The following is a 25,916-nucleotide window of genomic DNA, read 5'->3' as shown; positions in this document are numbered from 1 at the left end:
CCAATTATGCCAGAGCCTCCCAGAAAAACTCCACGCGCGCTCTACGACCATCGTCTGACCAACTGGCCTGTTGGCTCAGTTGGCGCACCAGGCTCACACCGCGCCCCGACAACCGATCACTGTCCACGGGCCGTGCCAGCACCCGGTCCACATCGAACCCTTCGCCACTGTCTTCGACTTCGATGGCCAGGCGACCACCCTCGCCATTTGGCGAAACGTGCATGTGCACCCGCACGTAACCGTCGCTCAATTCATCCAGGCGCGTATTGCGCTCCCGGTAGTAGCGGGCAAAACCCGCCGCATCACGCTTGAGACTCGAGTCGAGGCCCAGCACCCCGTGATCCAGGGCATTGGAGTAGAGCTCCGATATGACACTGTAGAGGGCGCCACTCTGCGCCCTGAGCCCATGCACCTCCAGCAGCAATTGCAACAGATAGGGCATCGGGTTGAAGCGCTTGAGCGTCTGCGCCCGGAACTCGAAGCTCACCGACCAATCCAGCGGGCTGGACTGACCGCTATCAGAATAGACTGGCGGTGGCGGATTGAGTTGCGTCGGAGCGACCAGCCGCACCTCGACCATGCTGAAGTCGTCACGGGCCTCACCGCGAAAATCCCGCAGGGCCTGCTGGATATCCTCGAAAAGACGGTCAGGTTCACGGTTGGCCGAAAACACCTGTTGCAACCGCTCCACGCCAAACGGCTGGTCGTCGCGGTCACTGGTCTCGATGACGCCATCGGACAGCAGGAACACCCGATCTCCCAGCGACATCGAATGCACTTCGGTGCGGTCATCGAACAACTGCGGGGTAAGCACGCCCAATGGCAGGTGTCGCGCCGGCAAGGGTGTGCGCACGCCGCTGAGGCTGTCATGGAGGTAACCATCGGGCATGCCGCCGTTCCAGATCTCCACCGTGCAACGCTGGAAGCTCAGGCATAACAGCGTCGCGCAACAGAACATGTCCACCGGCAGGATGCGTTTGAGCTTGGCATTCATCTCCCGCAGGATCTGCGCCAGGCCATAGCCCTTGGCCGTCATCCCGTAGAACACTTCCGCCAGGGGCATCGCGCCGACCGCCGCCGGCAAACCGTGCCCGGTGAAATCCCCCAGCAGAACGTGCATGTCGCCGGCCGGGTTGAACGCCGCCAGCAACAGATCGCCGTTGAACAAGGCATAGGGCGATTGCAGGTAGCGGATGTTCGGCGCGCTCAGGCACCCGGAATGGGCGATCTTGTCGAACACGGCCTTGGCCACCCGCTGCTCGTTGAGCAGGTAGTCATGGTGCCGGGAAATCTGGTCGCGCTGCTCCACCACTGTGGCCTGCAACCGGCGCAAGCGGTCCATGGCCTTGATCTTGGCTGCCAGGATCACTTGGTTGTAGGGTTTTGCCAGGAAATCGTCACCACCTGCTTCCAGGCAACGGGCCAGGGCTTCGCTCTCGGTCAGCGAGGTGAGGAAAATGATCGGGACCAACTGGTCCCCGGCCAACTGCTTGATTTTCTGCGCCGCTTCGAAGCCGTCCATCACCGGCATCATTGCGTCCATCAGCACCAGATGCGGACGCTGCTCCAGATAGACATCGACCGCTTCGGCGCCATCGGCCGCCGTGAGCACGTGATGCCCCTGGCGGCGGACAATGGTCGACAGCAGCAGTCGATCAGCGGCGCTGTCTTCGGCAATCAGGACCGTCAGTGATTCCGACGACGATTGCATGGCGATCAACTGATGTCGAACAGCTTGTCGAAATTGGAGATCGCGAGGATTTTCTTGACGTCGCTGCTGCTGTTGACGACGCGGATATCCGACTGGTCGCCACCGGCATGATCGCGCAACAGCAGGAGCATGCCCAAGGCGGAACTGTCGAGGTAGGTGGCTTCTTTCAAATCCACCACGATGGAGTCAGGTTTCTTGTGGAGCCGCTCATAGGACTCACGAAATTCCTGATGCCGCCCGAAATCGAATCGACCTTTGATCGAAATCGTCAGCTTATGCCCATCGGGGGATACTTCGGTAACGACTGACATGATCGGCTTCCTTGTCATGGACATACGTGTACAAGGTGTAGCATCTGGTAAAGATCTGAGCAAGGTTTTGCCTCGTTCATCCGACAAAATCCTCGTTTCGCATCAGTAGGGATTCTGTCGCGGCAGGCGCTGGGACAATTCATCGAGCAGTTTCTGTTCGCGCTTGTCTTCCAGTTGCCGCGCCTCATCGATATAACGCTGCACCAGTTTGCGCAGCCCTTCGACTCGGGCGAACGCTTCTTGCCAGCTCTGGCGGGCCTTCTCCAGGTTGTTCTGGTGCCAGACAAGGCTCTGGCGCTGCTGATCGATGGCAGTGCCCAGTTGCGCAAGAAATCCTTGGTAACCCAACAACCACTGCCCCGACACCCCATGGGCGCCACGGGCGATCCATTGCTCCTGATATTCGAGTCGAAAGTTCTCGAGGTCTGCCAGCTTGCTCTCGGCAACGGCCACTTGTCCCTGGAAATACGCCAGGCGCTGGACGGCAGTCTTCTCGGCCTTTTCCGCCATGTCCACCACGGGTGCCAGGCGTGCCGCACGACTCGTCGCCATGGCCGGTTACGTGCCCGAGACCGGGGCGAAGATCGTCTGCAGGTGCGCCTCGCTGGCGCCCATGCCGATATTGTCGTTCAAGCTCTGGCGCAGGTAGACGGCCATGGATGGGTAAAGGCTGATGGCAGTGTCGGTCTCGCGGTCGCCGCCGGGCACATAGGCGCCGACGCTGATCAGGTCGCGGCTTTGCTGGTAGCGCGACCAGTACTGCTTGAACTGCTGGGCCCGTTTCATATGCTCGGCACTGATCACCGACGGCATGACCCGGCTGATGGACGCCTCGATGTCGATGGCCGGGTAGTGACCTTCTTCGGCCAGGCGCCTGGACAGCACGATGTGTCCGTCCAGCACGCCCCGTGCCGAGTCGGCGATAGGGTCTTGCTGGTCGTCACCTTCGGACAGCACGGTATAGAACGCGGTGATCGAACCACCGCCCTTCTCCGCATTGCCGGCGCGCTCGACCAGTTTTGGCAGCTTGGCGAACACCGAAGGCGGATAACCCTTGGTGGCCGGCGGCTCGCCGATGGCCAGGGCGATTTCCCGCTGGGCCTGGGCGAAACGAGTGAGCGAATCCATCAGCAACAGGACGTTCTTGCCCTTGTCGCGAAAATACTCGGCGATGCGCGTGCAATACATGGCTGCCCGCAAGCGCATCAGCGGTGCATCGTCCGCTGGCGACGCCACCACGACCGAACGTTTGAGCCCTTCCTCGCCGAGGATGTGCTCGATGAATTCCTTCACCTCGCGACCCCGCTCGCCGATCAACCCCACCACGATAATGTCGGCTTCGGTGAAGCGGGTCATCATGCCCAGCAGCACACTCTTACCTACGCCGGTACCGGCAAACAGGCCCAGGCGCTGGCCACGACCGACCGTCAACAAACCGTTGATGCAACGGATGCCCACGTCCAGCGGCACGCTGATGGGGTCACGCTTGAGGGGGTTGATCGTCGGGCCGTCCATCGGCACCCAGTCTTCGGCCTTCATGCCGCCCTTGCCGTCCAAGGCCCGTCCGGCCCCGTCCAGCACGCGCCCGAGCATGCTCATGCCCATGGGCAGGCGACCATTGTCGGCCAGGGGTACCACGCGCGCGCCGGGGGCGATGCCGGCGACACTGCCCACTGGCATCAAGAAAACCTTGCTGCCGGAGAAGCCCATGACTTCGGCTTCGACCTGCACGGGGTGGTAGCTGTCGTCGTTGATCACCATGCAGCGGCTGCCCATGGCGGCACGCAGGCCCTCGGCTTCGAGGGTCAGGCCGACCATGCGCAGCAGGCGGCCTTCCAGGATCGGTTGGCCGGCCAGTTCGCTGGCCTCGGCGTAGCTGCCCAGGCGCTTGGCGAAGCTGGTTCGCTCAAGGCGCATCGCGGCTTTCCGGTGCAGAAGTGTCAAATTCAGGCACGTCCAATCCCTCCTCGATCGTCGCGACATCAGCCAGGGGCTCGTCCGGCAGATCCAGGCCCAGGTCGGCGGCGGCCGGGTGCAGGGCCTGTTCGTGCAACTGGTCGAACAACTTGGCCATGATCTGGCTGATGCGGGTTTCAACGGTGGCGTCGATGCGGCTGTGTTCGGTTTCCACCCGGCAACCGCCCGGCAGCAGCGTCGCGTCCTCGACGATGCGCCAGGTTTCCTCATGGCGCTCACGCAAGGCCTTGACCAGTTCGAAGTCCTGGGGGTTGATGTACAGCCGCACGTTGCCCACGCCCAACGGCAACAGCTTGAGCGCTTCGCGCATGACCTGTTCGATCTGGGTCGAATCGATGGCCAGTTCGCGCTGGATCACTTGCTTGGCGATGTGCTGCACCAAACCCACCAGGGATTTCTCGATCTGGGTGTCCTGCTCGGCAATGGGGTCGAACAGGTTGAGCATCAGCGATTCCAACGCACGGAGCTTGGCCGTCAACGCCACATCGGCTTCCTGGCGGACCTTGAGCGTGGTGCTGTGGAAGCCTTCCTTTTCACCCACGGCAAAGCCTTCGTTGTAGGCTTCCTGGCGAATGCTCTCGACTTCCTCGAGGGTCAGTGGCTGGACTTCCTCCAGCGGCACTTCCTCCGGTTCCGGCAGCTCTTCCACCGGTTCCGGCTCAGGCTCGGGCACATGGGGGTCGAAGCTGGGCAGCGACCAGACGTCGAAACCGCCGACGTCCCGGGCGCGGATCAGGTCGCTGGGTGCTTCATCACTCTTGGCAGACATAACGACCTTAGATCATCTCTTCGCCGCCCTTGCCACCGAGAACGATCTCCCCGGCTTCGGCCATGCGGCGGGCGATGGTGAGGATTTCCTTCTGTGCGGTTTCCACGTCGCTGACGCGCACCGGGCCCTTGGCCTCGAGGTCGTCGCGCAACAGTTCGGCCGCCCGTTTGGACATGTTCTTGAAGATCTTTTCCTTGACGCCTTCGTCCGAGCCCTTGAGGGCCAGCACCAGCACATCGGACGATACTTCGCGCAACAGCGCCTGGATGCCACGGTCGTCGACATCGGACAGGTTGTTGAACACGAACATGAGGTCTTCGATCTGACCGGACAGGTCTTCGTCGAATTCGCGGATCGAGTCCATCAACTGACCTTCGATCGAACTGTCGAGGAAGTTCATGATGTCCGCCGCGCGCTTGATACCACCCAAGGTGGTGCGCGAGGCATTGGAGTTACCCGAGAACTGCTTCTCGAGAATCTGGTTCAATTCTTTCAGGGCCGCCGGCTGCACGGTGTTGAGCGACGACACCCGCAGGATGATGTCCAGGCGCACCTTATGGTCAAAGTTGCCGAGCACTTCACCGGCCTGGTCCGGATCGAGGTAAGCCACCACGATCGCCTGGATCTGCGGGTGCTCGTAACGGATCACGTCGGCAACCGCCCGCGGCTCCATCCACTTGAGGCTGTCCAGGCCGCTGGTGTTGCCACCCAACAGGATCCGGTCGATGAGGCCGTTGGCCTTGTCCTCGCCCAGGGCCTGGGTCAGCATCTTGCGCACGTAGTCGTCGGAACCGACGCCCAGGCTGGTCTGATCGCCGACGATGTCGACGAACTCGCTCATCACCTGCTCGACCTGCTCACGGTGCACGTTGCCCATTTGCGCCATGGCCACGCCCACGCGCTGGACCTCTTTGGGCCCCATGTGACGCAGCACTTGGGCGGCGTCGGTCGACCCCAGGGACAGCAGCAGGATCGCGGCTTTGTCGACCCGGGACAATTTGGCAACAGCGGCTCGATTATCACTCATCTGCGTTAATCCACTCTTTCACGACCTGGGCCACACGACCCGGGTCTTCTGCCACCAGACTCTTGATGGCGTTCAACTGAGCGTCGTAGCCTTCGCTCGGGCTTGGCAGCAGGATGCTCTGCGGCCCGCCGAGGCTGACGCGATCGTTGGCCAATTCGCCATCCAGGCCGCCCATGCCTCCCAGCTCGACATCGCCCAAGCCTGCCAACTGCTTGTTCTTGCCGCCGCCGGTGATGTTGTTGAGCACCGGACGCAGTACACCGAAGACCAATATCAGGATGAACAACACTCCCAATACTTGCTTGACCACATCCCAGAACCAGGGTTGCGAATAAAACGGAATGTCAGCGACTTCTTCACCGCGCTCCAGGGAGAACGGCACGTTGATCACGCTGACGCTGTCGCCACGGCTGGCGTCGAAACCGACCGCGTCCTGCACCAGGCGAGTGAAGCGCGCCAATTCGTCGGCAGTCCAGGGCGCACGGCTGGTTTCGCCGTTGGCCGGGTTGACCTTGACCTGATCGTCCACCACCACGGCGACCGACAGGCGATTCAAACGGCCCTGCTGCTGCTTGGTGTGGCTGATGGAACGGTCGAGCTCGAAGTTCTTGGTGGATTGCTGACGCTTGTCGGCCGGGTACGGCGCGAGCATCGGCTGGCCGGTGGCCGGATCCATGATTTGCTGGCCATTGGCATCGATCAACGGCTGGCCTGGCTGCACCATGCCGGCGGCCGCCGTAGCACCACCGGTGGTTTGCGGCGCGCTGGCCGGCGACGGCGGCTGGTTGCTCAGGGCACCGGGCACGCCCTGCGGACCATTGCTGGCGGTACGCTGCTCGTTCACCGATTGCTCGCTGCGCAACGCCGGTTGATCCGGGTTGAACTGCTCGGAAGTCGATTCGACGGCGCTGAAATCCACATCCGCGGAGACTTCGGCCTTGTAGCGACCATTGCCCAGGATGGGTTGCAGAATGTTATGTACCCGCTGGGTGAACATGCCTTCCATGCGACGGCTGTAGTCGTATTGCTTGCCGGCCATGGTCAGTTCGGAATTTTCCGCCTGGTCGGACAGCAGGTTGCCCTTCTGGTCGACCACGGTGATCTGCGACTTGCTCAGCTCGGGTACGCTGGTCGCCACCAGATTGATAATGGCAACGACCTGGCCTGGCTCAAGGGAGCGGCCGGAATACAGTTCGACCAATACCGAAGCACTCGGCTTGCGCTCATCGCGCACGAACACCGAGCTTTTCGGAATCGCCAAGTGCACACGGGCGCCCTTGACGTTGTTCAGGCTGGAAATGGTCCGTGCCAGCTCACCTTCCAGGCCGCGACGATAACGGGTCGCTTCCATGAACTGGCTGGTACCCAGGCCCTGGTCCTTGTCGAGAATCTCGAAACCGATGTTGCCATCGGTCGGCGTCACGCCGGCGGCGGCGAGCTTGAGGCGCGCACGCGCGACATCGTCGGCCTTGACCAGCAAGGCGCCAGAGTTAGGTTCGACGGTGTAAGGAATGTCGGCAGAAGCCAGGGTCTCCATGACTTGTTTGGCATCCATGCCCTCCAGGCTGCCGTACAACGGACGGTAGTCTGGCTGCTGGGACCACAACACCACGGCGAAACCAATCGCCACGCTGGCAGCCAGGCCGACCAACAGGCCGACCTGACGCAGCATGGTCATCTCGGAGAGATTTTCCAGGAAGGACAGACCGAACAACGGCGGTTTGCCGTCTACCGGAGTGGCCTTGGCTGGAACGTTATCAACGGCTGCTTCTGCCATGACTCAATAATTTCCTTAAACCGGCATCTGCATGATGTCTTGGTAGGCCTGAACCAGTTTGTTGCGAACCTGGGTCAGGGCCTGAAACGAGACACTGGCTTTCTGCGAGGAGATCATTACGTCCGTCAGGTCGACGCCACTTTTGCCAATCTCGAAAGCACTGGCCAACTGGTTCGACGCCTGCTGGGTATCGTTCACTTTATTGACGGCCTGACCGAGCATGTCGGAAAAGCTGCTGCCACCCACCTGGGGGACCGCGACCGATTTAGGCTGGGCCATGGCGTCCATTTGCATGGCCCGCATGTCCAGCATCAACCGATTAAATTCAATACCTTGGCTCATGGTCTACTCTCTCTGGCGGCCCGCGTTTTTTTGACACTTACTCAGCGGGTACGTAGGTATTAGCAACAAGGGTGCCAGCTCCATGGCGATAGAAAACAAATGCGCGCACGAGCTCATCCAAACTCCTGTGGGAGCGAGCCTGCTCGCGATAGCGGTCTGTCAGTCAACATCTACATCGTCTGAATCATCGCCTTCGCGAGCAGGCTCGCTCCCACAGGTTTTAGCAGTGCAATTCCTTGAATCGATGATTCAACTGGCGAACAGATAGGCCTCGACATCCATCCCGGCGTCGCGCATTTGCGCCAGCTTGTAGCGTAGCGTGCGTGGGCTGATGCCCAGGCGTTCGGCCGCCTCTTTGCGGCGTCCGCGTTCGGCGCGCAGGGTATCGATGATCATCTGGAACTCGCGGCGTCGCAGGTCGTCTTCCAAAGCACCAACCGAGTCGCCCTCGACATCCGGGGCTGCTGCCGGTGCCGGCGTCAAGGCTGGCAATGGCGCACAGGCCACCGGCCCGGCCAGGCAGAAATCCTCCGGCTGGATCAAGCCACCCTGCTGCAGGATCAGGGCCCGCTGAATGGCGTTATCCAGTTCTCGGACATTGCCCGGCCACGGGTAGGCAACCAGGCAGGCACGGGCCTCGGCTGAAAGCCGGGCCGCCGCATGCTTCATTTTATTGACGTGCTTGTTCAGCAGACGCTCGGCCAGCGGCAGGATATCGGCGGTGCGCTCACGCAACGGACGCCAAGCCAGCGGAAATACCGACAAGCGGTAATAGAGGTCTTCACGGAAACGCCCCGCCGCCACTTCGCCGGCCAGGTCGCGGTTGGTGGTCGCCACCACGCGAATGTCCAGGCTGATGGGCTTGCGGGCACCGACCCGTTCAACTTCCCGCTCCTGCAACACCCGCAACAGCTTGGCTTGCAGGCCCAAGGGCATTTCGGAAATTTCATCGAGCAGGATCGTGCCACCGTCGGCCTGCTCGAACTTGCCGGCCTGGGCCGCGATGGCGCCAGTGAACGAGCCTTTTTCGTGGCCGAACAGCGTCGCCTCGAGCATGTTGTCAGGAATCGCCGCGCAATTGATGGCGATGAACGGCTCCCCGGCGCGCCGGGATTGTTGATGAATGTAGCGCGCCAGTACTTCCTTGCCCGTACCGGACTCGCCGGAAATCAGCACGGTCGAATCACTGCGCGCCACCCGCGCGGCCAATTCCAGCAGTTGCGCACTGGCCGGCTCGATAGCCACCGGACCTTCGCCCTCCACCGCAAGACTGCCCAAGGCATGACGTGCGACCAGGTCCAGCAGCGCCTTGGGCTCGAACGGCTTGACCAGGTAATCCGCTGCGCCCTGACGCATGGCATCCACCGCTCGCTCGACGGCCCCGTGAGCCGTCATCAGCAAGACCGGCAGTTGCGGCTGACGGGCGCGCAACAGGCCAAGCAACTGATGACCATCCATGCCCGGCATGTTGACGTCACTGACCACCAGGCTGAACGCTTCCCGGCCGACCGCCAACAGCGCTTCTTCCGCCGAACCGACGGCGGCGTAATCGTGCCCGGCCAGCACCAGCGTATCGGCCAGCGCCTCGCGCAGGGCCCGATCATCCTCAACCAGCAACACCTTGATCGCCATTGCGTTCACTCCACCCCCGGCCCGTTGGAAAACAGCGGCAAGCACACCGTTGCGCAAGTGCCACGGCCCAGCCGCGAGCGCAGCTGCAATTCTCCTTGGTGGGCACGGGCCACGGCCTTGACCACAGTCAGGCCCAGGCCGGTTCCGGTGGTCTTGGTGGTAAAGAATGGCTCGCCCAGGCGCGCCAGCACCGCCGGCTCGATGCCGCTGCCGCTATCGCTGACTGACAGGCGCAAGGTGTTGTCCCGTGTGTATAAGTGCACTTTCAGCCGGACGTCGCCGCCGCTGGCCTGGATTGCGTTTTCGATCAGGTTCAACACCGCGCCCACCAGCGTGTCGCGGTTGCACAACACTTCGCCGGCATGGCTGTCGCACTGCCAACGAATCGGTAATTGCTGCACGTGGGTCAACGCCGCGGCTTGCAGCGATTGCAGCAAGGCCTTGGGGCTGACACGGTCAGTCAACGGCAGCTCGCCGCGGGCGAACACCAGCATGTCGCGCACTTGGTGTTCCAGTTCGTGCAGGCGCTCTTTCAAGCGTCCGGCGAAGCGTTGCTGGGTTTCCACCGGTAATTGCTGCTCGGTCAGATGACTGGCATAGAGCAGCGCGGCGGAAAGCGGCGTACGAATCTGGTGGGCCAGCGAGGCCACCATCCGCCCCAGGGAAGACAGGCGCTCATGGCGAGCCAACTGGTCTTGCAGGTGACGGGTTTCAGTCAAGTCGTTGAGCAGCACCAATTGCCCAGGCTCGGCATCCAGCGAGCGTGTCGAGATGGACAGGCGGCGACCGTCCTTGAGGGACACTTCATGGCCGTCGTCTTCCCGAGGCGCAAAGCAGCGGGCGATAACGTGCCGCCACAGCTCGCCTTCCAGCGGCAGGCCGAGCAATTCGCAGGCTGCCGGGTTGGCTTCGCGCACGAAACCGTGAGCATCGATTACGATGACGCCACCCGGCAAGAGGTCGAGGAGGTTTTGCAGCCGATTGGCCAGCCGTTCTTTTTCAGCCAGCTCCTGCATGCGCTGGGCGCTGACCACGGCCAGCTCACCCTTGAGCTCGGTGACCCGGGCTTCGAGCAAGCTGTAGGAATCAGTCAGTTGGCTGGACATCTGATTGAACAGCGAAAATGCCTGCTCAAGTCCAAGCCGGCTCGCCTGTTCGGCGGACGGCAGGTGTCCCGGCTCGGGGACAGGCGACATCTGGGCGGCTTGGGTCATCGTGCTCTCTCGCTTGGCTGACCGTCAGTTAAACGGAACGTTGCGAGGGCTATAGCAATACCCGTGCCGAAAAAAAACCGCCTGAAAATCAGGCGGTTGGAAAACAGGCGTCAATCATCCGCCTGTTCATCTCCTTCGCGACGGCTCATGCCGTACTTGCGCATCTTCTCCACCAGGGTGGTACGGCGGATGCGCAGGCGTTCTGCCGCACGGGCGACGATGCCGTTGGCATCGTCCAGCGCCTGCTGGATCAGCCCTTGTTCAAGGCCTCCCAGGTAATCCTTGAGGTCCAGGCCTTCGGGCGGCAACAAGGCATTGGCGGTGAAGTCCGGCGTGTGGCCGTTGATTGCCACCCGCTCCTCCAGGTCACTGCGCAGGCTGTCGACCATTTGCTCGTCTTCGTCGTCGACGTAGCGGAATTTCTTCGGCAGTTCGTTTACCCCGATCACCCCATACGGGTGCATGATCGCCATGCGCTCCACCAGGTTGGCCAACTCACGGACGTTGCCCGGCCAGCCATGGCGGCACAGGGACATGATCGCCGCCGAGTTGAAGCGGATCGAACCGCGCTTTTCATGCTCCATGCGCGAGATCAGCTCGTTCATCAGCAACGGGATGTCTTCGACGCGCTCACGCAGTGGCGCCATCTCGATCGGGAAAACGTTGAGGCGGTAATAGAGGTCTTCGCGGAAACTGCCGACCTCGATCATGCTCTCGAGGTTCTTGTGCGTGGCGGCGATGATGCGCACATCGACGCTCTGGGTCTTGTTGCTGCCCACGCGCTCGAAGGTGCGCTCCTGCAGGACCCGCAACAGCTTGACCTGCATCGGCAGCGGCATGTCGCCGATTTCGTCGAGAAACAGCGTACCGCCGTTGGCCAGTTCGAAACGTCCGGCGCGGCTGGTGATTGCACCAGTGAATGCACCCTTCTCATGACCAAACAGTTCGCTCTCCAGCAACTCGGCCGGGATCGCGCCACAGTTCACCGGCACGAACGGCGCTTCGCGGCGCTTGGAATGGTAATGCAGGTTGCGCGCAACCACTTCCTTACCGGTGCCCGACTCGCCCAGGATCAGTACGCTGGCGTCGGTGTCGGCGACCTGCTGCATCATCTGGCGTACATGCTGGATCGCCCGGCTGGTGCCGACGAGGCTGCGGAACAGGTTGGGTTCGCGATGCCGGCCGCGCTCGCGGGCCTGATCGTACATCTCGCGGTAAACCTGCGCGCGATGCAGCGAATCAAGCAGCTTGCTGTAGCTGGGCGGCATTTCGAGGGTGGAAAGCACCCGGCGACGCTGGTCTTCTGGCAAGTCAAGGGAAGAATTTTCGCCCATTAACAAAACCGGAAGGAACTCATCCCAGGTTGAGAGTGTCTTTAGCAAGCCCAAAAGCGCTGCGGGAGCATTTACGGTCCCGATAAGGACACAAATGACTTCACGACTGGACGACAAAGAGCCGACGGCCTGCTGCCAGTCATGGCTTCCGCAGGGTAAATTTTCTTCGCCAAGAAAATTCAGGATCACCGCCAGGTCGCGGCGGCGGACGCTATCGTCATCGATCAGGAGAATTTTGGTTTCACGCCACATGCAATAGCAACTTCCCTAGTCAACCCAATGCCCAGAATTAGGGGGCAAGCTAGACGCTTGCAGACTTGTTATGCCTGTAGACGCCTTAAATCTGTAAACAGCTACTAGTTAAGTCAAAAAACCGTGCACAGTCAAATTTATGGCGCAACGGATTCGGATTAACTGAGCATTAACCGAACAGATGGTAAACCTTTGCAGCGTTCTGTGCTTGATGGATCTGCTGCATCTCATCGACGATTGCCTGACGCTCCCCCGTCGCCGCCTCCAGCAATTGCCGATACACCCCCAGCAATTCCTCAAGATTGAGCCGCAACGCCGCCTCGTCCACCTGAGGCTCACCCAAGACGTCTTCCATGCAGGAACGGCACGCCAGGTCCAATTGACCGATGGCCTCCCAGTTACGCTCGGCCAGGGCATCGACCAAGGCGTCACGGGTTTGTTCGATTCGCTGCAGGACAAGACTCATGAGAGCACTCCTTAGAATTGCGGACCAGGTGCGGCAATGGCGTCCCAGCCTTCTTTGACCGTGCGAAGCAGATCGGCGACTTCGTCGAGGATCTTCGGATCGGCCTTGACGTTGGCTTCGGCCAGACGTTTCATCATGTAAGCGTAGAGAGCATCCAATTCAGCGACCGACTCGGCCTGGTTTTCCAGGTCCAGGCCTTCACGCAAACCACCGACGATGCCGATGGCCTTACTGATCAGAATGCCTCTGTTTGCAATATCCTTGCGCTCCAGGGCGCCCTTGGCCTGGGCGATACGGTCCAACCCGCCTTCCATGAGCATCTGCACAAGACGATGGGGACTGGCTTCGGAGGTTTGCGCCTGGGCGCCAATCTTCTGGTATTGGCGAAGGGCCAACATCGGATTCATGTTCTACCTCATCAAAAAACTTCGGTTCGTATAAACAGCGTATCGACGCTGCGCCAAAAAACTTTAGACCGAAAAGCCGAAAGCCCGGAGCGTTGTCAAAACGTTGCCGGGCTTTTTTTGCATCGGTGAAAAATCAGCTGTTTCTCTGTTGCGCCGTCATTGCCTCGAACATCGAAGTGATGTTGCTGGCAGTGGCCTTCAGCTTGCCGACCAGGGTGTCCATATCGTTGTACTTTTTAGTCAGCACAGCGGTCAGGGTCTCGACCCGACGATCCAGAGCCTCCTGATCGCTCTTCAGGCGGGTCTGGGTCCTGGTCAGCGTCGTGGTCCGCTGATCCAGGATACCACCCCTCTCGCTGAAGGGTTCGATCGCCTTGCCCATGCGCTCCAGCAGGCCGTTGGTGCCCGTGAACAACGTCTGGACTTCACCGCTGAGCTTTTTATCGCTCATCGCTGCGCTGAATTTGACGCCATCGAAGTTCAACGCACCCGTCTTTTGATCGGTGGTAACACCCAACTGGGCCAGCGACGTCAGCGCGTCGCCAGCGCCGGTTTCAGACAAGGGCGTTCGAATCGTCGCCAGCAGCGAGCGGGGCAACGCATCGCCGGTCAATTTTGCCGGCACCGTCAACTTCCCATCGGCATCGAGCGACGGCTTGGTCAGTGCGGTAATACTATTGGCGACCGCGTTATAGGCATCGACGAATTTCTGGATCGAGGCTTTCAGGCCATCGTTGTTCGGTGCCACGGTAACGGTTGAAGTGCCCCCGTCCGCTACTCCGAGCAAATTCAACGTCAGCCCGGAAATTGCCGTGCTGACCGTATTGCTCTTGCTGGTCAGCACCATGCCATCGACTGTGAAGTTGGCATCCTGGGCCAGGGCCCCGATGGCGCCCGCCGAAGTGGCCGTCAACGCAGTATTGTTCGCACCCACAACGTTCGTGCCATCGATCTCCAGCCCCGCAATGCCACTCACCGAAATATCGGAACCTGCGCCGGTGGTGGTTGAGCCCAGCACCAGGCGCGAACCGAAAGAGTCGGTGATGATGTTCGCACTGACACCGGCAGCCTTGAGCGAAGAGTCGGCGTTGATCGCGTCGCGAACCGATTGCAAGGTGGAGCCATCCGGCACATTGAGGTTGTAGTTGTTACCCCCCTGCGAGATGGTCATCGTACCCGTGGGAATGGCACTGGTCGTACCACCCGCAAAGGCCGCCGAAGTGACCTTGGACGCAGTGGCCAGGTTGGTGACTTTGATGGCGTAAGTGCCATTCACCGCCGTATTACTGGCGGTAGCCGTGAGAACGCCGGGAGCTGAAGATGTCGCAGCAAAACCCGAGAATTGCGGGGTTGTTGTGCTGGACAAGTCCTTCATGGCGGTATTGAAAGCTGCCAACAACGACTTCAGGGTGCCCACCCCGGAGATACTGTTGGTAGTCGTCGTCGTCGCTCGGGTGATCTGACCTTGCTTGGCGGCCTTGTCGGAATCGACCAGCGCCTTGACGATAGCGCCGGTATCAAGGCCGGAGCCTAGACCCAAGCCAGGTAGAATTGGACTTGCCATGTGGGACTCCCTTCAGTATGTCGCCGGCCTTTTGGCCTTTACAACGCCCAAAAGACATAACAACAAAATTCGTGCCGGTTGTCAGGCTTCGGCGCTGAACAACAAGCTGTTTGCATCATTCAAACTGTTGGCCAGTTTCAGGACTTCTTCGTTCGGGATCTGGCGAATCACTTCACCGGAACCACTGGCAATCACTTTGACCACTACTTTGCCTGAAGGCTCATCAATAGAGAACTCCAGATTGCGCTTGACCGACTGGACGAACTTCTCGATTTCCTGAACGGCTTTCTTGAGTTTGTCCTGCTCGGCGGCAGCGTCTTTAGGCGCTTCCTTGACCGGGGTCACGGTAGCAACCTCGGCTCGAGGCTTCTCCACGGGCTTGTCGGCCACGGTAGGTGTCGGCTTCGCCGCTGGATAAGACAAGTTCAGCTTCACGCTCATATCCATGTCCATCACCTCTTGAACGGAAAAAGCGAGAGAGCACGCAAGCGCACTCCCCCGCTAAAACTCATCCGGCTATTACTGAAGCAGCTTCAGTACAGCGGATGGCAGTTGGTTGGCCTGGGCCAGAACCGAGGTAGACGCTTGCTGCAGAGTCTGCTGCTTGGTCAGTTGCGCAGTTTCAGCAGCGAAGTCGGTATCTTGTACGCGACCCAGTGCAGCACTGGCGTTTTCGTTGATGTTCTGCAGGTTGGAGATGGTGCTGGCGAAACGGTTTTGTGCAGCACCGAGGTCGGCACGAGCACTGTTGATGGTATCGATCGCGCTGGTGATGGCGTCCATCGCCGACGCGAAGTTGGTTTCAGCAGCAGCGCTGTCGGAACCAACGATGGTGATTGCCGAGTCAACACCCAGGGCTGCAGCGTCGAAGCTGGCGCTCAAGGTCAGGGAGATCTGGTTGTCAGCACCAGTGTTCGAGCCGACCTGGAAGGTCATGGTGCTAGCAGTACCGTCGAGCAGGTTCTTGCCGTTCAGGTTGGTGCTGTTGGCGATACGGGTCAGTTCGTCGCTCATCTGCGAGAACTCTTTGTTCAGAGCGATACGGTCATCTGCGCTGTTACTATCGTTACGGGACTGGATGGCCAGTTCACGCATACGTTGCAGAATGTTGGTCTGCTCTTGCATCGCGCCTTCAGCGGTCTGCGCCATGGAGATACCGTCGTTGGCGTTTTTGATCGCCATGGTCTGACCGCGGATTTGCGAGGTCATGCGGGTAGCGATCTGCAGGCCGGCGGCGTCGTCTTTGGCGCTGTTGATTTTCAGGCCGGAAGACAGGCGAGTCATCGAAGTGGAGAGAGCGTCGGAAGCACGGTTGAGGTTCTTCTGAACGTTCAGCGAAGTGGTGTTGGTGTTTACTGTTAAAGCCATGACGAATTCCTCGTTGGTTGGGTACTGCGGCTTCCGGCCCTTGGCAACCGCCGGGGGTGTGGCCTAGAGAACCTTCGTAATAGTTATCGTCGGATTAGGAACTTGCTTGAGGGCTTTTTTCAAAATATTTGCTAGCAGACTGCCACCCCTTGAAAAACAAGGGTTTAGCCCCGGGCCGAAGCCCGAAAAATGGCGTCAAGAAACCGCAGGATAAAATCGCGGACAAAAAAAAGCGCCACAGGCCAGCCTGAAGCGCTATTGAGAAAAGCGTGAATGAGTCAATCGCGATACAGAATCGCCGAGCCCCACGACAGGCCCACACCAAAACCACTGATCGCCACACGCTTCCAGTCAGCATCCAGGACGTGCTTTTCCAGCAGCAGCGGAATGCTCGACGACACGGTATTGCCGGTCTCGACCATGTCCTTGATGAATTTCTCAGGCTCACCCTCGAAACGCCGCGCCACGGCATCGACAATCGCCGCACTGCCCTGGTGAATGCAGAATGCGTCGATGTCGCTGGCTTGCAATGAGGATTCATTCAACAGTTCGTGCAAATGAGCCGGTACTTTCAGCAAGGCAAAGTTGAACACCTGGCGACCGTTCATGAAGAACACACCGTCGCTGACCTTCAGGTGCGGCGCACCGGAACCGTCTGTGCCGAACTTGGCCTTGCCCAACTGCCAACTGGCGTCTTCGGCCATCCACGTGGCGGTGGCGGCATCGCCGAACAGCATGGTGGTGTTGCGGTCCTCAGGGTCGACGATTTTCGAATACGGGTCGGCGGTGACCAGCAACCCGTTCTTCAGCCCTGCGGCCTCCATGAAGCCTTTCAGGGCATAAATGCCGTATACGTAGCCCGAACAGCCCAGCGATATATCGAACGCCGCCACATGGGTCGGCAGCCCGAGTTTGTCCTGCACGATGGCGGCCGTGTGCGGCAGGCCTTCTTCATCACCGTTCTGGGTGACGACGATCAACGCATCGATGGATTCGCGCGAAAGCTGCGGGTTGTTGGCGAACAATGCATTCACTGCTTCGACACACAGGTCCGAGGTTTCCTGGTCAGCGTCTTTGCGCGGCAGGAACGCCGAACCAATCTTGCCAAGGATGAATTCTTCATCCTTCTCGAATTTGGCACCCTGAGCGTAGTTATCCACACCAGCGGTCGGCACATAACTCGCTATGCTTTTTATGCCAATCATCATGGCTTCCCGATCATGTACTGCGACTAGGTTCACCCCCAAAAGCTCAGGGGCGCTTCAAAAATGGTTGATTTCCAAGGGCGGACGCCTTGTTCGGCGAACGAACAGGCCTTCACTCCGGGGAATACAATACAGTGAAGATGCACTTTATGACCTATGCGTCACGCCGTTTTGTTCTGCAAAGGCATTTTTTCATGACAAACGAAGCCGTGTCATTTGCCACACGGGCATAGGACACCGGATAGAAAACTCGGAGATAGCAGCGTAATTCGCGATGGATACCGACAGGTTTTTATCTGCTGGCATCGATGAAAAGCCCCGCAAGGCGGGGCTATCCGGTAGATCAGTTGAGCAAGTCGGCCCAGGGTACGTTGCGCACCGGTCCCAGGGTGAAACCAGCGCCTTGCAACGCCAGGTTCCCGTTGTAGAAGCGATCCTGGGCGAGCGCCTCGGACCACTTCTCACGCAGCGCCGCACGCGCCGCTGGCGTATTCGCCAGCACGCCGGGCTGGATGACCTGCACGTGTGGCGTCCATACCGTCAGGTACCCGGCCTGGCCGACCCTGAGGCACAGGTCAACGTCGCCCAAGGCATCGTCGAACAGACCGCTGTCTATACCGTCAGCAGCGTTAAACAACTGCTTGGAAATCATCAAGCAGGCAAAAGACACCGCCGAACAATTCTGCTCGACCACCAACCGGTTCATGTAGCCCCTGGCGGTCTTCGGCTCGCCGATGAAGGCCGAGCCGACTTCTTCGTTCAAGCCCAGAATCAGGCCAGCCTGAGTGATGCGTCCATCGCGCTCGACCAGTTTGGCGCCGACCACACCGACTTCCGGACGCAAGGCTTGATTGAGCAGCGATTCGATCCAGTTGACGTTGAGCACTTCGCTGTCGGCCGCCAGGGTAACCAGATAGTCGCCCTTGGCCTCCTGGCTGGCAGCGTTGATCCAGGAGCCCGTCGCAACGCCCGACTCGATATCCAATAACCGAACGCGACTGACCTGATGCCCCTGGCCATCTAGCCAAGTGCGCAGTACGGGATGATTTTCCGCCCCGGTAGGGACTAATACTTCGTAGCGTTGATATCGGGTGCGCTGCAGTACGCTGAGCAGGCAACGCTGTAGCGTCGCCGGATCGACCATGCCATGGACGATGATCGATACCAGGGGGCGTTCGGCAAAGCGGTAATCGATTTTATGCGTACCCGGCACGACCGCGCTCACGTCAGCCTGATAACCGCGAACCGCCAGGTGGCGCAGCAACGTCTTGCGCTCATCGGCGTTGTCTTCCACAGCAGGGGCCTGGCAAATCAGCAGGGGTTCATCCAGGTGGGCAAGCCCCTCCAGGCCGTCCCGCTCGATCAGACGCAACAGCAAGTCGAATTCCATCGCATTCTTGAACTCGCGCGAGTACCCGCCAAGTTTCACCAGTGTCTCGCGGCGTATCAGCCAATGACGGGCCATCAAGGCCGGGGCACTTTGCAGCAAGTCAAGGTTGAACCCTGGCCGGAAGACATCGACCAGCGTCCCGTCGGGCTGGCGCTGGAACTCGTCCATTGCCACGGCCTGGCATTGTGGCGCGGCCAGCAATTCCACACCTGCGCGGAACAAACCGCTTGGCGTCAATTCATCACCGGCCTCGGCCATGACCATCCAATCGCAATCGCTCTGGCTGACAACCTGATTGATTTTGTCGACGTAATTGCTTTCGTTGACCTTGACGAAATGCAGGAGACTCTGCGGTGTGGTCTCGGCCGGCAGGTCGCCGGTGGTGAACACAACGATCTTGAACGCCCGGCAATAGCCATTGATCACGCTGTCGAAGGTTGCCTGCATCTTGAAGATGTCGGCTTCCAGATCCAGGATCAAAATGCCAAACGTCGGCCCCCCGTTGCGAGCAGCCAGGTACTTCGACACTTTCTGGGCTTCACTGGCGCTCGGTTCACGCGCCTCGAGCCAGCGCAGCAATTGACCGGAGCGCGTGGCGTCGAACAACCTCGCGGTATTTTCAAATGCGGCCGCCTTGAGCCGTTGTTCCCAGGCCTGGATCATTTGCACATAGCGCGTGTCACCCTTGGCCTGCATGACCTCATGCAGTTGCTTCACCAGATCCTGGTTGAAGGCATAGCTCAGGAAAGCCCTCGCCAGCCGTTCATCGAGCGGCACGGCGTCGGTGTTGCGCTGGGGACGAGACAGCTCCTTCTGCTTGAGCATGACGGCTTCCAGCTCCTTCAGCTGCACCTGCCCGCTTGGCGCCGCATGAAGCAGGAATTCCAGTGAAGAGAGCGCGTCGAAAAAAGCCTGGTTATAAAAGGGCAACTCGACGTATTGCGTCGGCTCGAAACGCCGAACCGGTTCGCCACGCCGCGAATCCCAGGTCGACTCGAACACTTTTCCAGCCTGCGGCACCGAACGCTCGCCCAGTTTCTTGAGTATGGCCCGGACATGTTCTCGTGACGAAGCGTCCATGCCCAAGGCGTCGGCCAGCATCGCGCTCATGCGTTCCTGTTCAGCGACTGCTCGCAAGTCCTCGGTACCAGGCGCCGTGCCCACCGGGTTCCCTGGCTTCGCCACGCGACTGCGCTCGTGTACACCATAGGGGATGTCCAGCAAGCGAACCTTTGCATCCGCCACCAAGCCAAAGCAATGGCCGGCCTCCTGCAACCGCGAATCGAAACCGACAGGTAGCGAAGCGTAACTGCGCCGCAGGGTTTCAGTGCGCGTGAGGGCATTGACCAATGATGGGCAATCCTCGGCAAACACAGCGAGCCGGGCTTCGGCCGCTGCGCCGGAATAATCCTCACAACCCTTGCGATCGAGCAGGTAATAGTCGACACGGTCGGCATGGGCCTCGAAAGCGAGGCTGTAGCCTTGGCAGATACTGTATTCGGCGTGTGCTTCGAGGAAACTCAACGCTTGTTCGAGCGCTTGGGGCAGCAGGAAACTCTCGGCATCGGCAATCGCCAGGTAAGGCGTGGCGACTCGCTCGATGGCATGGCGAACCTTGTCGCCGAAACCGATGGCCGTGGGTGCGTGCAGGTATTGCACGCCGGGGAATGCTGCCGTGATATCAGCGTTGATCTGGCTCGATGAGTCGATCACCAGCACCGCGAACGAACTGTCATGATAGTGGCGCAACGCCCGCTGCAGGGCAGTCGACTGGTCGTGAGCGAGCAGCACCAGGGTAAACCGTTCATTCAACGTCGCAGTCGATCCTGTTGGGACATTGCTTTGCATATTCATTCCTTAACGAGTGGATGGTCGCATCAGCGACACCGGGAGTTTCGCGGTTGGAACTCATCAATCCGGTAGCCAACCATTGGCCCAGTACTGCAGGTTATCGCCGCGCAAGATAAAGTCGCGCAGCACCACTTCACGTAATTCGTCGCCCATCCGATAACTGGCAATCGGATCCGCCAGGTGCATGCGGATGGCCTCCAGCCATTCTTCGGTGCTGTTGGTGAGGACCCGGGTACAAGGCAGGTGCCCCCGGTAAGCCTCGGTATCCGAACAAATGACCGGATAGCCACACGCACCGTATTCCAGCAGGCGAAGGTTGCTTTTGCAGTCGTTGAATATATGAAATTCCAGCGGCGCCAAGGCCAGGTCGAGATTCAGGCTGGCCAGCTTCGCCGGATAATCCGCCAGGCTCACGCCAGGATGAAACTCATGGATATAGGGCTTGAGCAAATCCGGACACATGCCGAAGAAAACCCATTCGACTTCGTCGGCCAATTCCCGAACGACATCGGCAATAAGCTCCAAGTCGCCACGGTGGCTGGTGCCGCCGCCCCAACCGATACGCGGTTTGCTCGAGGTTGCACGCTGGCTTCTGAGCGAGTTCCACAGGCCGGCAGCCAGCATGTTCGGCACCACGCGAATGTCGTGGTGCATGCTGGACAAGACGTCCGCCAGCGGATGCGTGGACACCACGACCCGATCACACAGGCCGATCCCTCGGCGCAACATATCCTCAAGGTTGTCCGGCATGTTGCGGCGGTGTTCGTTTTTTTCCGGGACCCTGGCGATGTAGTCATCCAACTCATAGATGCGCATGGCGTTGGAGTAAGTCTTGACTTGAGTGATGTCCTTGAACTTACCCACGTTATAGCGGCCCTGAAGGATGATTACATCCGGTGACTGGCGCTCGATGTCGATGATCGAGGGCGTATCGTAGGCCACACGCCCCACGATTCGACCCGCCGCTTCCAGTTCGAATAACGGTTGGCTCACCCGGTAATGCCCCACCGCCGAGGTATTGACCGCCATCCCCAGGATCGAAGGGACGTTGCGGGTGATCAACGGATTCCAGCCGGTGCGTGGTCCGGGCTCAAGACTGAAGCTTTTCCCGGTCAGGGTCAGGTTGCGGTTGTAGGCCGGATCGTTGGCGATCCTGGGCAACCAGCGCTGATAGAATGCCTCTTGTTCCTGCTCCAGCCGCTGCTTCCACGCAGGATCACGACTGGCTTCCACGCCGGGCGCCAACACGACATCACTGTAAGGCGTGGTGACGATCAGGTAACCGTTTTTGCAGACCTGCTGGCACAACTCCAGGGAGTTGATGCGCTGCGTGGTGATCGACTCATCGAACCCACCGGCCTCCTGTAGAACCTGCTTGCGCACCAACAGGCAGTGATCGCCAACAGCGCTCCAGTTCTGCACCGTCTGCAAGCGTTGCATATAGCCGCCAGACGTTACCGACTCGTTGACAAAGGCCCTGCCCGCCAACCCACCCAGTCCCATGATCATGCCGGAGTCGATGACCCGGCCTTGCTGGTTGAGTGTGCGAGGCCCCACGATACCGACCTCGGGACGCTGCCCATGATTGAGCAACTCTTCCAGCCAGGCGGCTTCCAGCACGATGCAGTTGGGATTGAGCAACAACAGGTATTCGCCGCGGGCATGCTGTGCGGCGAAATTGCGTATCACCGCTTCGCTGGCACTTCCCGGATGCAGGAATATTCGCAACTTCTCACTGCCCAGCTCCGCCATGGCCCGCAGCCAATGTTGTAGCTCGGCGTTCTCACTGGCGTTATCGACAATGATGATTTCGTAGTGTGGATACGCAGTCGTACTGATCAGGCTGTTGACGCAACGCTCCAGCGCGCTCAGGTCATCCTTGACGCTGATGATGATCGACACCAGGGGTCGCTCGGCGAACAGGTATTCAATGCGCGGAATCAACGCCAGCAGCGGCCCTGGGTGCAGCTGGTGCGGCACGCCAATGCGCTGTAGATGAGCGCCGATCAGTTCGGCGTTTTGCTCGATGACTTTCGGCAAGGACAACCATTGGGCAAACGAAAACGTCGACTCGACCTGGACTTCCGGAATGTGGCCGATGACCTGCGGCCCATCCGTTTCCACCAGTCGCCAGATCAAGTCTTGGGGCGCCAATTCGCCCAGGCTCGAATCGAATCCACCCGAGGACAAAAATCGGGCCCGCTCGAACGCCAATGTCCGCCCCACATAAGGATAACCGCGCATCAGGTCGAGGTTGAAGTCGGGCTTGAAGATTGGCTCCACCGACTTGTCATCCAACAGCGCGCCTTCATCGCTGTAGAAACAGGCTACACCCGGCGAACCGACAATCCGGTCGGCCATGATCAGCAGCGTAGACTCGGTCAAGCGATCGCCGGCACGCAGCAGGTAGAACCAATCGGCGCCATCCAGTTGAGGCAGCAGCCCATTGAGCTGCTGCGCCCAGTCCGCTTGCAGGCCAAGTCGCAGGACATGGTTCTCTACCGGCTGGCGACCATTGGACAGCAGCAACACCGATTCGCAGGCATAGGCTTGGGTAGCGATGCTCTGCAGGGTAACACTCAGCGCATAAGGATCGTCCTGCTCGTCAATGACGACGGGGACGATCCTCGGACGATAGGCCCAGCGAGCGATCTGCCGCGACAAGACTTGCTTGCGCAATGGACTGAAATGCCGACACGCCAACCACTGCACATAGAGGTCTGCGTAGCTTTCGATGTCCGTGCCGACTTGCGAGCCAATGACGCCCTGGCGAGTCGCAATGATCGAGTAGACATTGATTTCTTCCCACTCGGGCGCCCCTGGCTCCTGGGGCTGGCCCAGTGTCTGGTAACGCACCCAGCCACTGGCAGGCGCCGGATCGCCACTGCGCTGGGCCAGCATTTCCTTGAGCCAGGTCAGCTCCATCGTGGCCGCTTCAAGCATCTTGGCCTGACGCGCCAGGCGCTCCGGATGCAACCGCTGGCCACTTCCCTCGGCATAAAGCTGGACCAGATTGCCCCGGCGCAACAGGCAGATGAACAAGGCAAAATCGAGGACTGCCTCGAACCCTTCACCGGGCTGGGCCAACGCTGGCAGTAAGTCCTCCACATCGGCGCGGCGCATCAACGCGCCACTCAAACCACCGAGGATATTACGGGTGGTTTTTTCAAAATACGCCAGCATGTCAGTGCCGTTGAACAATGCATCGAACTGCGTTATGCCGGTGTTTTCAACGCGGATCGGCAAGGCATAGTTGTCGGCATCGATCAAATGATGCTTGTTGATCACTAGCGATACGTGCGCATGCTCCTGCAGGATGGCCGCCTGTTGACTGACGCAGAACGCCAGCAACTGGTCGTCATCGCAGAGGAACTTGATGAACTCGCCCCGGGACTCTTCCAGACAGCGCAACAGGTTCTGCTGGAACCCCAGCCGCGTCGGGTTGCGCAGGTAACGCACCGCAACCTTGGAGGTCGCGCCAAGCTCCTGGACAATTTGCTCGATGCCATCGGTGCGGCAATCGTCGCAGATGACAATCTCGAGGTTCTGGTAGGTCTGCTCAAGCGCGCTTAGCAAGGCAAGGCGGAAAAAGCGTGGGTGGTACGCGGGGATGGCGATGCTGACAAGAGGAGCTGATTTCACACGCATGGCTCTCAACCGGTGGGCGCCAACTCGGGCGAGAGCAGGACGTCCTGAATCGTACTAGGAACGGGTCAGGGACCGCTTATAGCGTCACGGTCCCGGCCCCGGATCACACTTTGTTGAACAAGCCCAATTGAGCGATCTTGCTGAACGCCAACTGCGACGCTTGAAGCATAGTCTGCTGCAAGGTCAGGCGCGTCATCACCTCGGCCGGGTCGGAATCGCGAATCGCCGACTGGGTCTGCGAGTTGGCCAGGACAAAGCTCTGATTGGTATCGCTTTGGGTATCGAGCGACTGGCCGCGACCACCGACTGAACTCAGTGCACTGGTCAAGTGGTCGGTACCACTGGCCAGGTTACCGATAGCCGAAGCCAGTGACGCGTTCAGTTTCTGGATGGCGATGTTGTCGCCATTGGCCGGCGTATTCAAAGCAGTCCGCAACTGGTTGACGGTGTCCAGGATGTTCTGCGTCTCGTGGGTATTGACCGCGATGCTGAACTGATCGTTGGCCGCCGGCGCGCCATTGAGTGTGAAACTCACACCCGATGCGGTGGCGACGTTGCCTGCAAGGGTACCGCTGGAGACGGGTTTGCTGTCCGCGGTCAGTGGCGCGGCGTAGAGGTCGAAGTCCGTGGCACTGGTGAACTTCAGCACCGCCGAGCTCGTCGGGAAGCTGGCATGGTAGGCCGCCGGATCGGTAATTGCGCTGCCCGTGATTTGGGTCGCGGTGGTGTTGCCAGGGCTGCGAGCCGGTGTGAACGAATCAGGTTTGGCGGCCAGGGTGAAGGTATGGCCGGGCAAGATCGTGCCGGCAACATCACCCGCATGAAGGTTGACGTTCAAGGTCAAGTCGACGCCGCGAAAGCTCACGGTCTGGCCGGCCTGGCTGTTGGGATCAATAGTCCCGCCCTTGCTGGCTTCGGCAGTCACATCGTTGCCGCCCGAGTCGGTGATTTTCAACTGGGTGCCACTGACGAATTCCACCGTATAAGGCTCGCCACTGCGGAACTGGCTGTTGTAGCTGACGCTGGACGAGACCTGGCCGTTGGTCAGCACCACGCGACCATCGTCCACCACCGGCGCGGTCATGGTGACCTGGGTACGACTGGTGTTGACCGCTTGCTGGAACACGTCCCAGCCGGTGCTGTTGGTGGCCATCGACATGGTGTCGCCGATCGGCAGGTCCAGGGTGACCTGGTCGCCGTTGTAGCTATAGGTACCGTCGTCGTTGCGGGTGAACGGCACGACATCACCCTTGGAGCCAGCGAAGATGTACTTGCCGTTTTCATCCTTGGTGTTCATCAGGCTCAGCAATTGATCTTCGATCGAGCCCAATTCCGAGGCGACCGCTTGACGGTCTGCGTCGGTGTAGGCGGCGTTGCCGGCACTCACGGCCAATTCCTTGGCGCGCTGCAGCACATTGCCGATGCTGGTCATGACCGCTTCGGTGGTGCCCAGGGTCGCCTTGATAGTGGTGACGTTGGCTTCGTACTGGGACAGCATCGAAGCCTGGTTGCCCAATTGCAGCAGACGCGAAGCACCCACCGGATCATCGGCGGCGGTGTTCACGCGCACCAGGCTGCTGGCTTCCTCGCTGGTCTTGACCACCTTGGCGAAGTTTTTCTGGTAGTTCGCAGCCGTGCTTTCGTAGAACTGAGAGGTGGAAATGCGCATGG

At 59.9% G+C, this 25,916-nt stretch carries 20 protein-coding genes; all 20 read right to left on the bottom strand.

What is annotated here, in order from left to right:
* Nucleotides 1-4: 4 nt before the first annotated feature.
* The gene (locus tag J3361_RS20000) at nt 5-1,711 is read right to left on the bottom strand and encodes a fused response regulator/phosphatase (protein WP_207966025.1); all 1,707 of its coding nucleotides are present in this window, start codon (nt 1,709-1,711) and stop codon (nt 5-7) included.
* 5 nt (nt 1,712-1,716) lie between these two features.
* On the bottom strand, nt 1,717-2,022 hold the full coding sequence (locus J3361_RS19995; RefSeq protein WP_186704670.1) for an STAS domain-containing protein: 306 nt from the start codon (nt 2,020-2,022) through the stop codon (nt 1,717-1,719).
* A gap of 102 nt (nt 2,023-2,124) precedes the next feature.
* A complete protein-coding gene (gene fliJ / locus J3361_RS19990; protein WP_186704669.1) occupies nt 2,125-2,574 on the bottom strand; it encodes a flagellar export protein FliJ in 450 nt (149 codons plus the stop codon).
* Between the two features lie 6 nt (nt 2,575-2,580).
* Nucleotides 2,581-3,939 carry a flagellar protein export ATPase FliI gene (fliI, locus tag J3361_RS19985; RefSeq protein ID WP_207966024.1) on the bottom strand — a complete coding sequence of 453 codons (1,359 nt, stop codon included), beginning with the start codon at nt 3,937-3,939 and terminating at the stop codon, nt 2,581-2,583.
* Nucleotides 3,929-4,768: a flagellar assembly protein FliH gene (fliH, locus tag J3361_RS19980; protein ID WP_207966023.1), complete on the bottom strand. Its 840-nt coding sequence runs from the start codon at nt 4,766-4,768 to the stop codon at nt 3,929-3,931. Before fliH ends, fliI begins: the two co-directional genes overlap by 11 nt.
* A 7-nt stretch (nt 4,769-4,775) precedes the next feature.
* Nucleotides 4,776-5,795 carry a flagellar motor switch protein FliG gene (gene fliG / locus J3361_RS19975; RefSeq protein ID WP_003199086.1) on the bottom strand — a complete coding sequence of 340 codons (1,020 nt, stop codon included), beginning with the start codon at nt 5,793-5,795 and terminating at the stop codon, nt 4,776-4,778.
* On the bottom strand, nt 5,788-7,572 hold the full coding sequence (gene fliF, locus J3361_RS19970) for a flagellar basal-body MS-ring/collar protein FliF (RefSeq protein WP_207966022.1): 1,785 nt from the start codon (nt 7,570-7,572) through the stop codon (nt 5,788-5,790). The genes fliG and fliF overlap by 8 nt, the downstream gene beginning before the upstream one ends.
* A gap of 15 nt (nt 7,573-7,587) precedes the next feature.
* The gene (gene fliE, locus J3361_RS19965) at nt 7,588-7,914 is read right to left on the bottom strand and encodes a flagellar hook-basal body complex protein FliE (RefSeq protein WP_003199082.1); all 327 of its coding nucleotides are present in this window, start codon (nt 7,912-7,914) and stop codon (nt 7,588-7,590) included.
* A 249-nt stretch (nt 7,915-8,163) separates the two neighbouring features.
* Nucleotides 8,164-9,546, bottom strand: a complete 1,383-nt coding sequence (fleR, locus tag J3361_RS19960; protein ID WP_207966021.1) for a sigma-54-dependent response regulator transcription factor FleR — start codon at nt 9,544-9,546, stop codon at nt 8,164-8,166.
* Nucleotides 9,547-9,551: 5 nt separating this feature from the next.
* Nucleotides 9,552-10,742, bottom strand: coding sequence for an ATP-binding protein (locus tag J3361_RS19955; protein ID WP_207966041.1), 1,191 nt, complete (start codon nt 10,740-10,742; stop codon nt 9,552-9,554).
* Between the two features lie 128 nt (nt 10,743-10,870).
* Nucleotides 10,871-12,346 (bottom strand): sigma-54 dependent transcriptional regulator, encoded by a 1,476-nt coding sequence (locus tag J3361_RS19950; RefSeq protein WP_207966020.1) that lies wholly within the window; start codon nt 12,344-12,346, stop codon nt 10,871-10,873.
* A gap of 169 nt (nt 12,347-12,515) precedes the next feature.
* Nucleotides 12,516-12,812 carry a flagellar protein FliT gene (locus J3361_RS19945; protein WP_207966019.1) on the bottom strand — a complete coding sequence of 99 codons (297 nt, stop codon included), beginning with the start codon at nt 12,810-12,812 and terminating at the stop codon, nt 12,516-12,518.
* An 11-nt stretch (nt 12,813-12,823) separates the two neighbouring features.
* Entirely contained in the window at nt 12,824-13,219 is a 396-nt protein-coding gene (gene fliS / locus J3361_RS19940) for a flagellar export chaperone FliS (RefSeq protein WP_207966018.1), read from the bottom strand.
* A 133-nt stretch (nt 13,220-13,352) separates the two neighbouring features.
* Nucleotides 13,353-14,783: a flagellar filament capping protein FliD gene (gene fliD / locus J3361_RS19935; RefSeq protein ID WP_207966017.1), complete on the bottom strand. Its 1,431-nt coding sequence runs from the start codon at nt 14,781-14,783 to the stop codon at nt 13,353-13,355.
* Nucleotides 14,784-14,864: 81 nt separating this feature from the next.
* Nucleotides 14,865-15,230 (bottom strand): flagellar protein FlaG, encoded by a 366-nt coding sequence (locus tag J3361_RS19930; protein WP_207966016.1) that lies wholly within the window; start codon nt 15,228-15,230, stop codon nt 14,865-14,867.
* Between the two features lie 72 nt (nt 15,231-15,302).
* Nucleotides 15,303-16,151, bottom strand: coding sequence for a flagellin domain-containing protein (locus tag J3361_RS19925; RefSeq protein WP_207966015.1), 849 nt, complete (start codon nt 16,149-16,151; stop codon nt 15,303-15,305).
* A 278-nt stretch (nt 16,152-16,429) separates the two neighbouring features.
* Entirely contained in the window at nt 16,430-17,356 is a 927-nt protein-coding gene (locus tag J3361_RS19920; RefSeq protein WP_207966014.1) for a ketoacyl-ACP synthase III, read from the bottom strand.
* A 343-nt stretch (nt 17,357-17,699) separates the two neighbouring features.
* Nucleotides 17,700-20,594 (bottom strand): TIGR00180 family glycosyltransferase, encoded by a 2,895-nt coding sequence (locus J3361_RS19915; RefSeq protein ID WP_207966013.1) that lies wholly within the window; start codon nt 20,592-20,594, stop codon nt 17,700-17,702.
* Nucleotides 20,595-20,657: 63 nt separating this feature from the next.
* Nucleotides 20,658-24,239: a glycosyltransferase gene (locus tag J3361_RS19910; RefSeq protein ID WP_207966040.1), complete on the bottom strand. Its 3,582-nt coding sequence runs from the start codon at nt 24,237-24,239 to the stop codon at nt 20,658-20,660.
* Nucleotides 24,240-24,348: 109 nt separating this feature from the next.
* Entirely contained in the window at nt 24,349-25,914 is a 1,566-nt protein-coding gene (locus tag J3361_RS19905; protein ID WP_207966012.1) for a flagellar hook-associated protein 3, read from the bottom strand.
* Nucleotides 25,915-25,916 lie beyond the last annotated feature (2 nt).

Origin of the sequence: Pseudomonas sp. OA65 (assembly GCF_017498305.1) — a bacterium.
GTDB classification, from domain to species: domain Bacteria; phylum Pseudomonadota; class Gammaproteobacteria; order Pseudomonadales; family Pseudomonadaceae; genus Aquipseudomonas; species Aquipseudomonas zanjanensis.
Note: the sequence above shows the minus strand (reverse complement) of the source record. Positions and strands in the feature narration are given on the sequence as shown.

Excerpts from the sequence above, each read along its gene's own strand:
- fliJ (WP_186704669.1), bottom strand. The coding sequence starts at position 2,574 with ATGGCGACGAGTCGTGCGGCACGCCTGGCACCCGTGGTGGACATGGCG.
- fliI (WP_207966024.1), bottom strand. The coding sequence starts at position 3,939 with ATGCGCCTTGAGCGAACCAGCTTCGCCAAGCGCCTGGGCAGCTACGCC.
- J3361_RS19915 (WP_207966013.1), bottom strand. The coding sequence starts at position 20,594 with ATGCAAAGCAATGTCCCAACAGGATCGACTGCGACGTTGAATGAACGG.
- J3361_RS19955 (WP_207966041.1), bottom strand. The coding sequence starts at position 10,742 with ATGTCGCCTGTCCCCGAGCCGGGACACCTGCCGTCCGCCGAACAGGCG.
- J3361_RS19925 (WP_207966015.1), bottom strand. The coding sequence starts at position 16,151 with ATGGCTTTAACAGTAAACACCAACACCACTTCGCTGAACGTTCAGAAG.
- fliD (WP_207966017.1), bottom strand. The coding sequence starts at position 14,783 with ATGGCAAGTCCAATTCTACCTGGCTTGGGTCTAGGCTCCGGCCTTGAT.
- fliH (WP_207966023.1), bottom strand. The coding sequence starts at position 4,768 with ATGTCTGCCAAGAGTGATGAAGCACCCAGCGACCTGATCCGCGCCCGG.
- J3361_RS19920 (WP_207966014.1), bottom strand. The coding sequence starts at position 17,356 with ATGATTGGCATAAAAAGCATAGCGAGTTATGTGCCGACCGCTGGTGTG.
- fliS (WP_207966018.1), bottom strand. The coding sequence starts at position 13,219 with ATGAATCCGATGTTGGCCCTTCGCCAATACCAGAAGATTGGCGCCCAG.
- fliF (WP_207966022.1), bottom strand. The coding sequence starts at position 7,572 with ATGGCAGAAGCAGCCGTTGATAACGTTCCAGCCAAGGCCACTCCGGTA.
- J3361_RS20000 (WP_207966025.1), bottom strand. The coding sequence starts at position 1,711 with ATGCAATCGTCGTCGGAATCACTGACGGTCCTGATTGCCGAAGACAGC.
- J3361_RS19945 (WP_207966019.1), bottom strand. The coding sequence starts at position 12,812 with ATGAGTCTTGTCCTGCAGCGAATCGAACAAACCCGTGACGCCTTGGTC.
- fliE (WP_003199082.1), bottom strand. The coding sequence starts at position 7,914 with ATGAGCCAAGGTATTGAATTTAATCGGTTGATGCTGGACATGCGGGCC.
- J3361_RS19995 (WP_186704670.1), bottom strand. The coding sequence starts at position 2,022 with ATGTCAGTCGTTACCGAAGTATCCCCCGATGGGCATAAGCTGACGATT.
- J3361_RS19950 (WP_207966020.1), bottom strand. The coding sequence starts at position 12,346 with ATGTGGCGTGAAACCAAAATTCTCCTGATCGATGACGATAGCGTCCGC.
- fleR (WP_207966021.1), bottom strand. The coding sequence starts at position 9,546 with ATGGCGATCAAGGTGTTGCTGGTTGAGGATGATCGGGCCCTGCGCGAG.
- fliG (WP_003199086.1), bottom strand. The coding sequence starts at position 5,795 with ATGAGTGATAATCGAGCCGCTGTTGCCAAATTGTCCCGGGTCGACAAA.
- J3361_RS19905 (WP_207966012.1), bottom strand. The coding sequence starts at position 25,914 with ATGCGCATTTCCACCTCTCAGTTCTACGAAAGCACGGCTGCGAACTAC.
- J3361_RS19930 (WP_207966016.1), bottom strand. The coding sequence starts at position 15,230 with ATGGATATGAGCGTGAAGCTGAACTTGTCTTATCCAGCGGCGAAGCCG.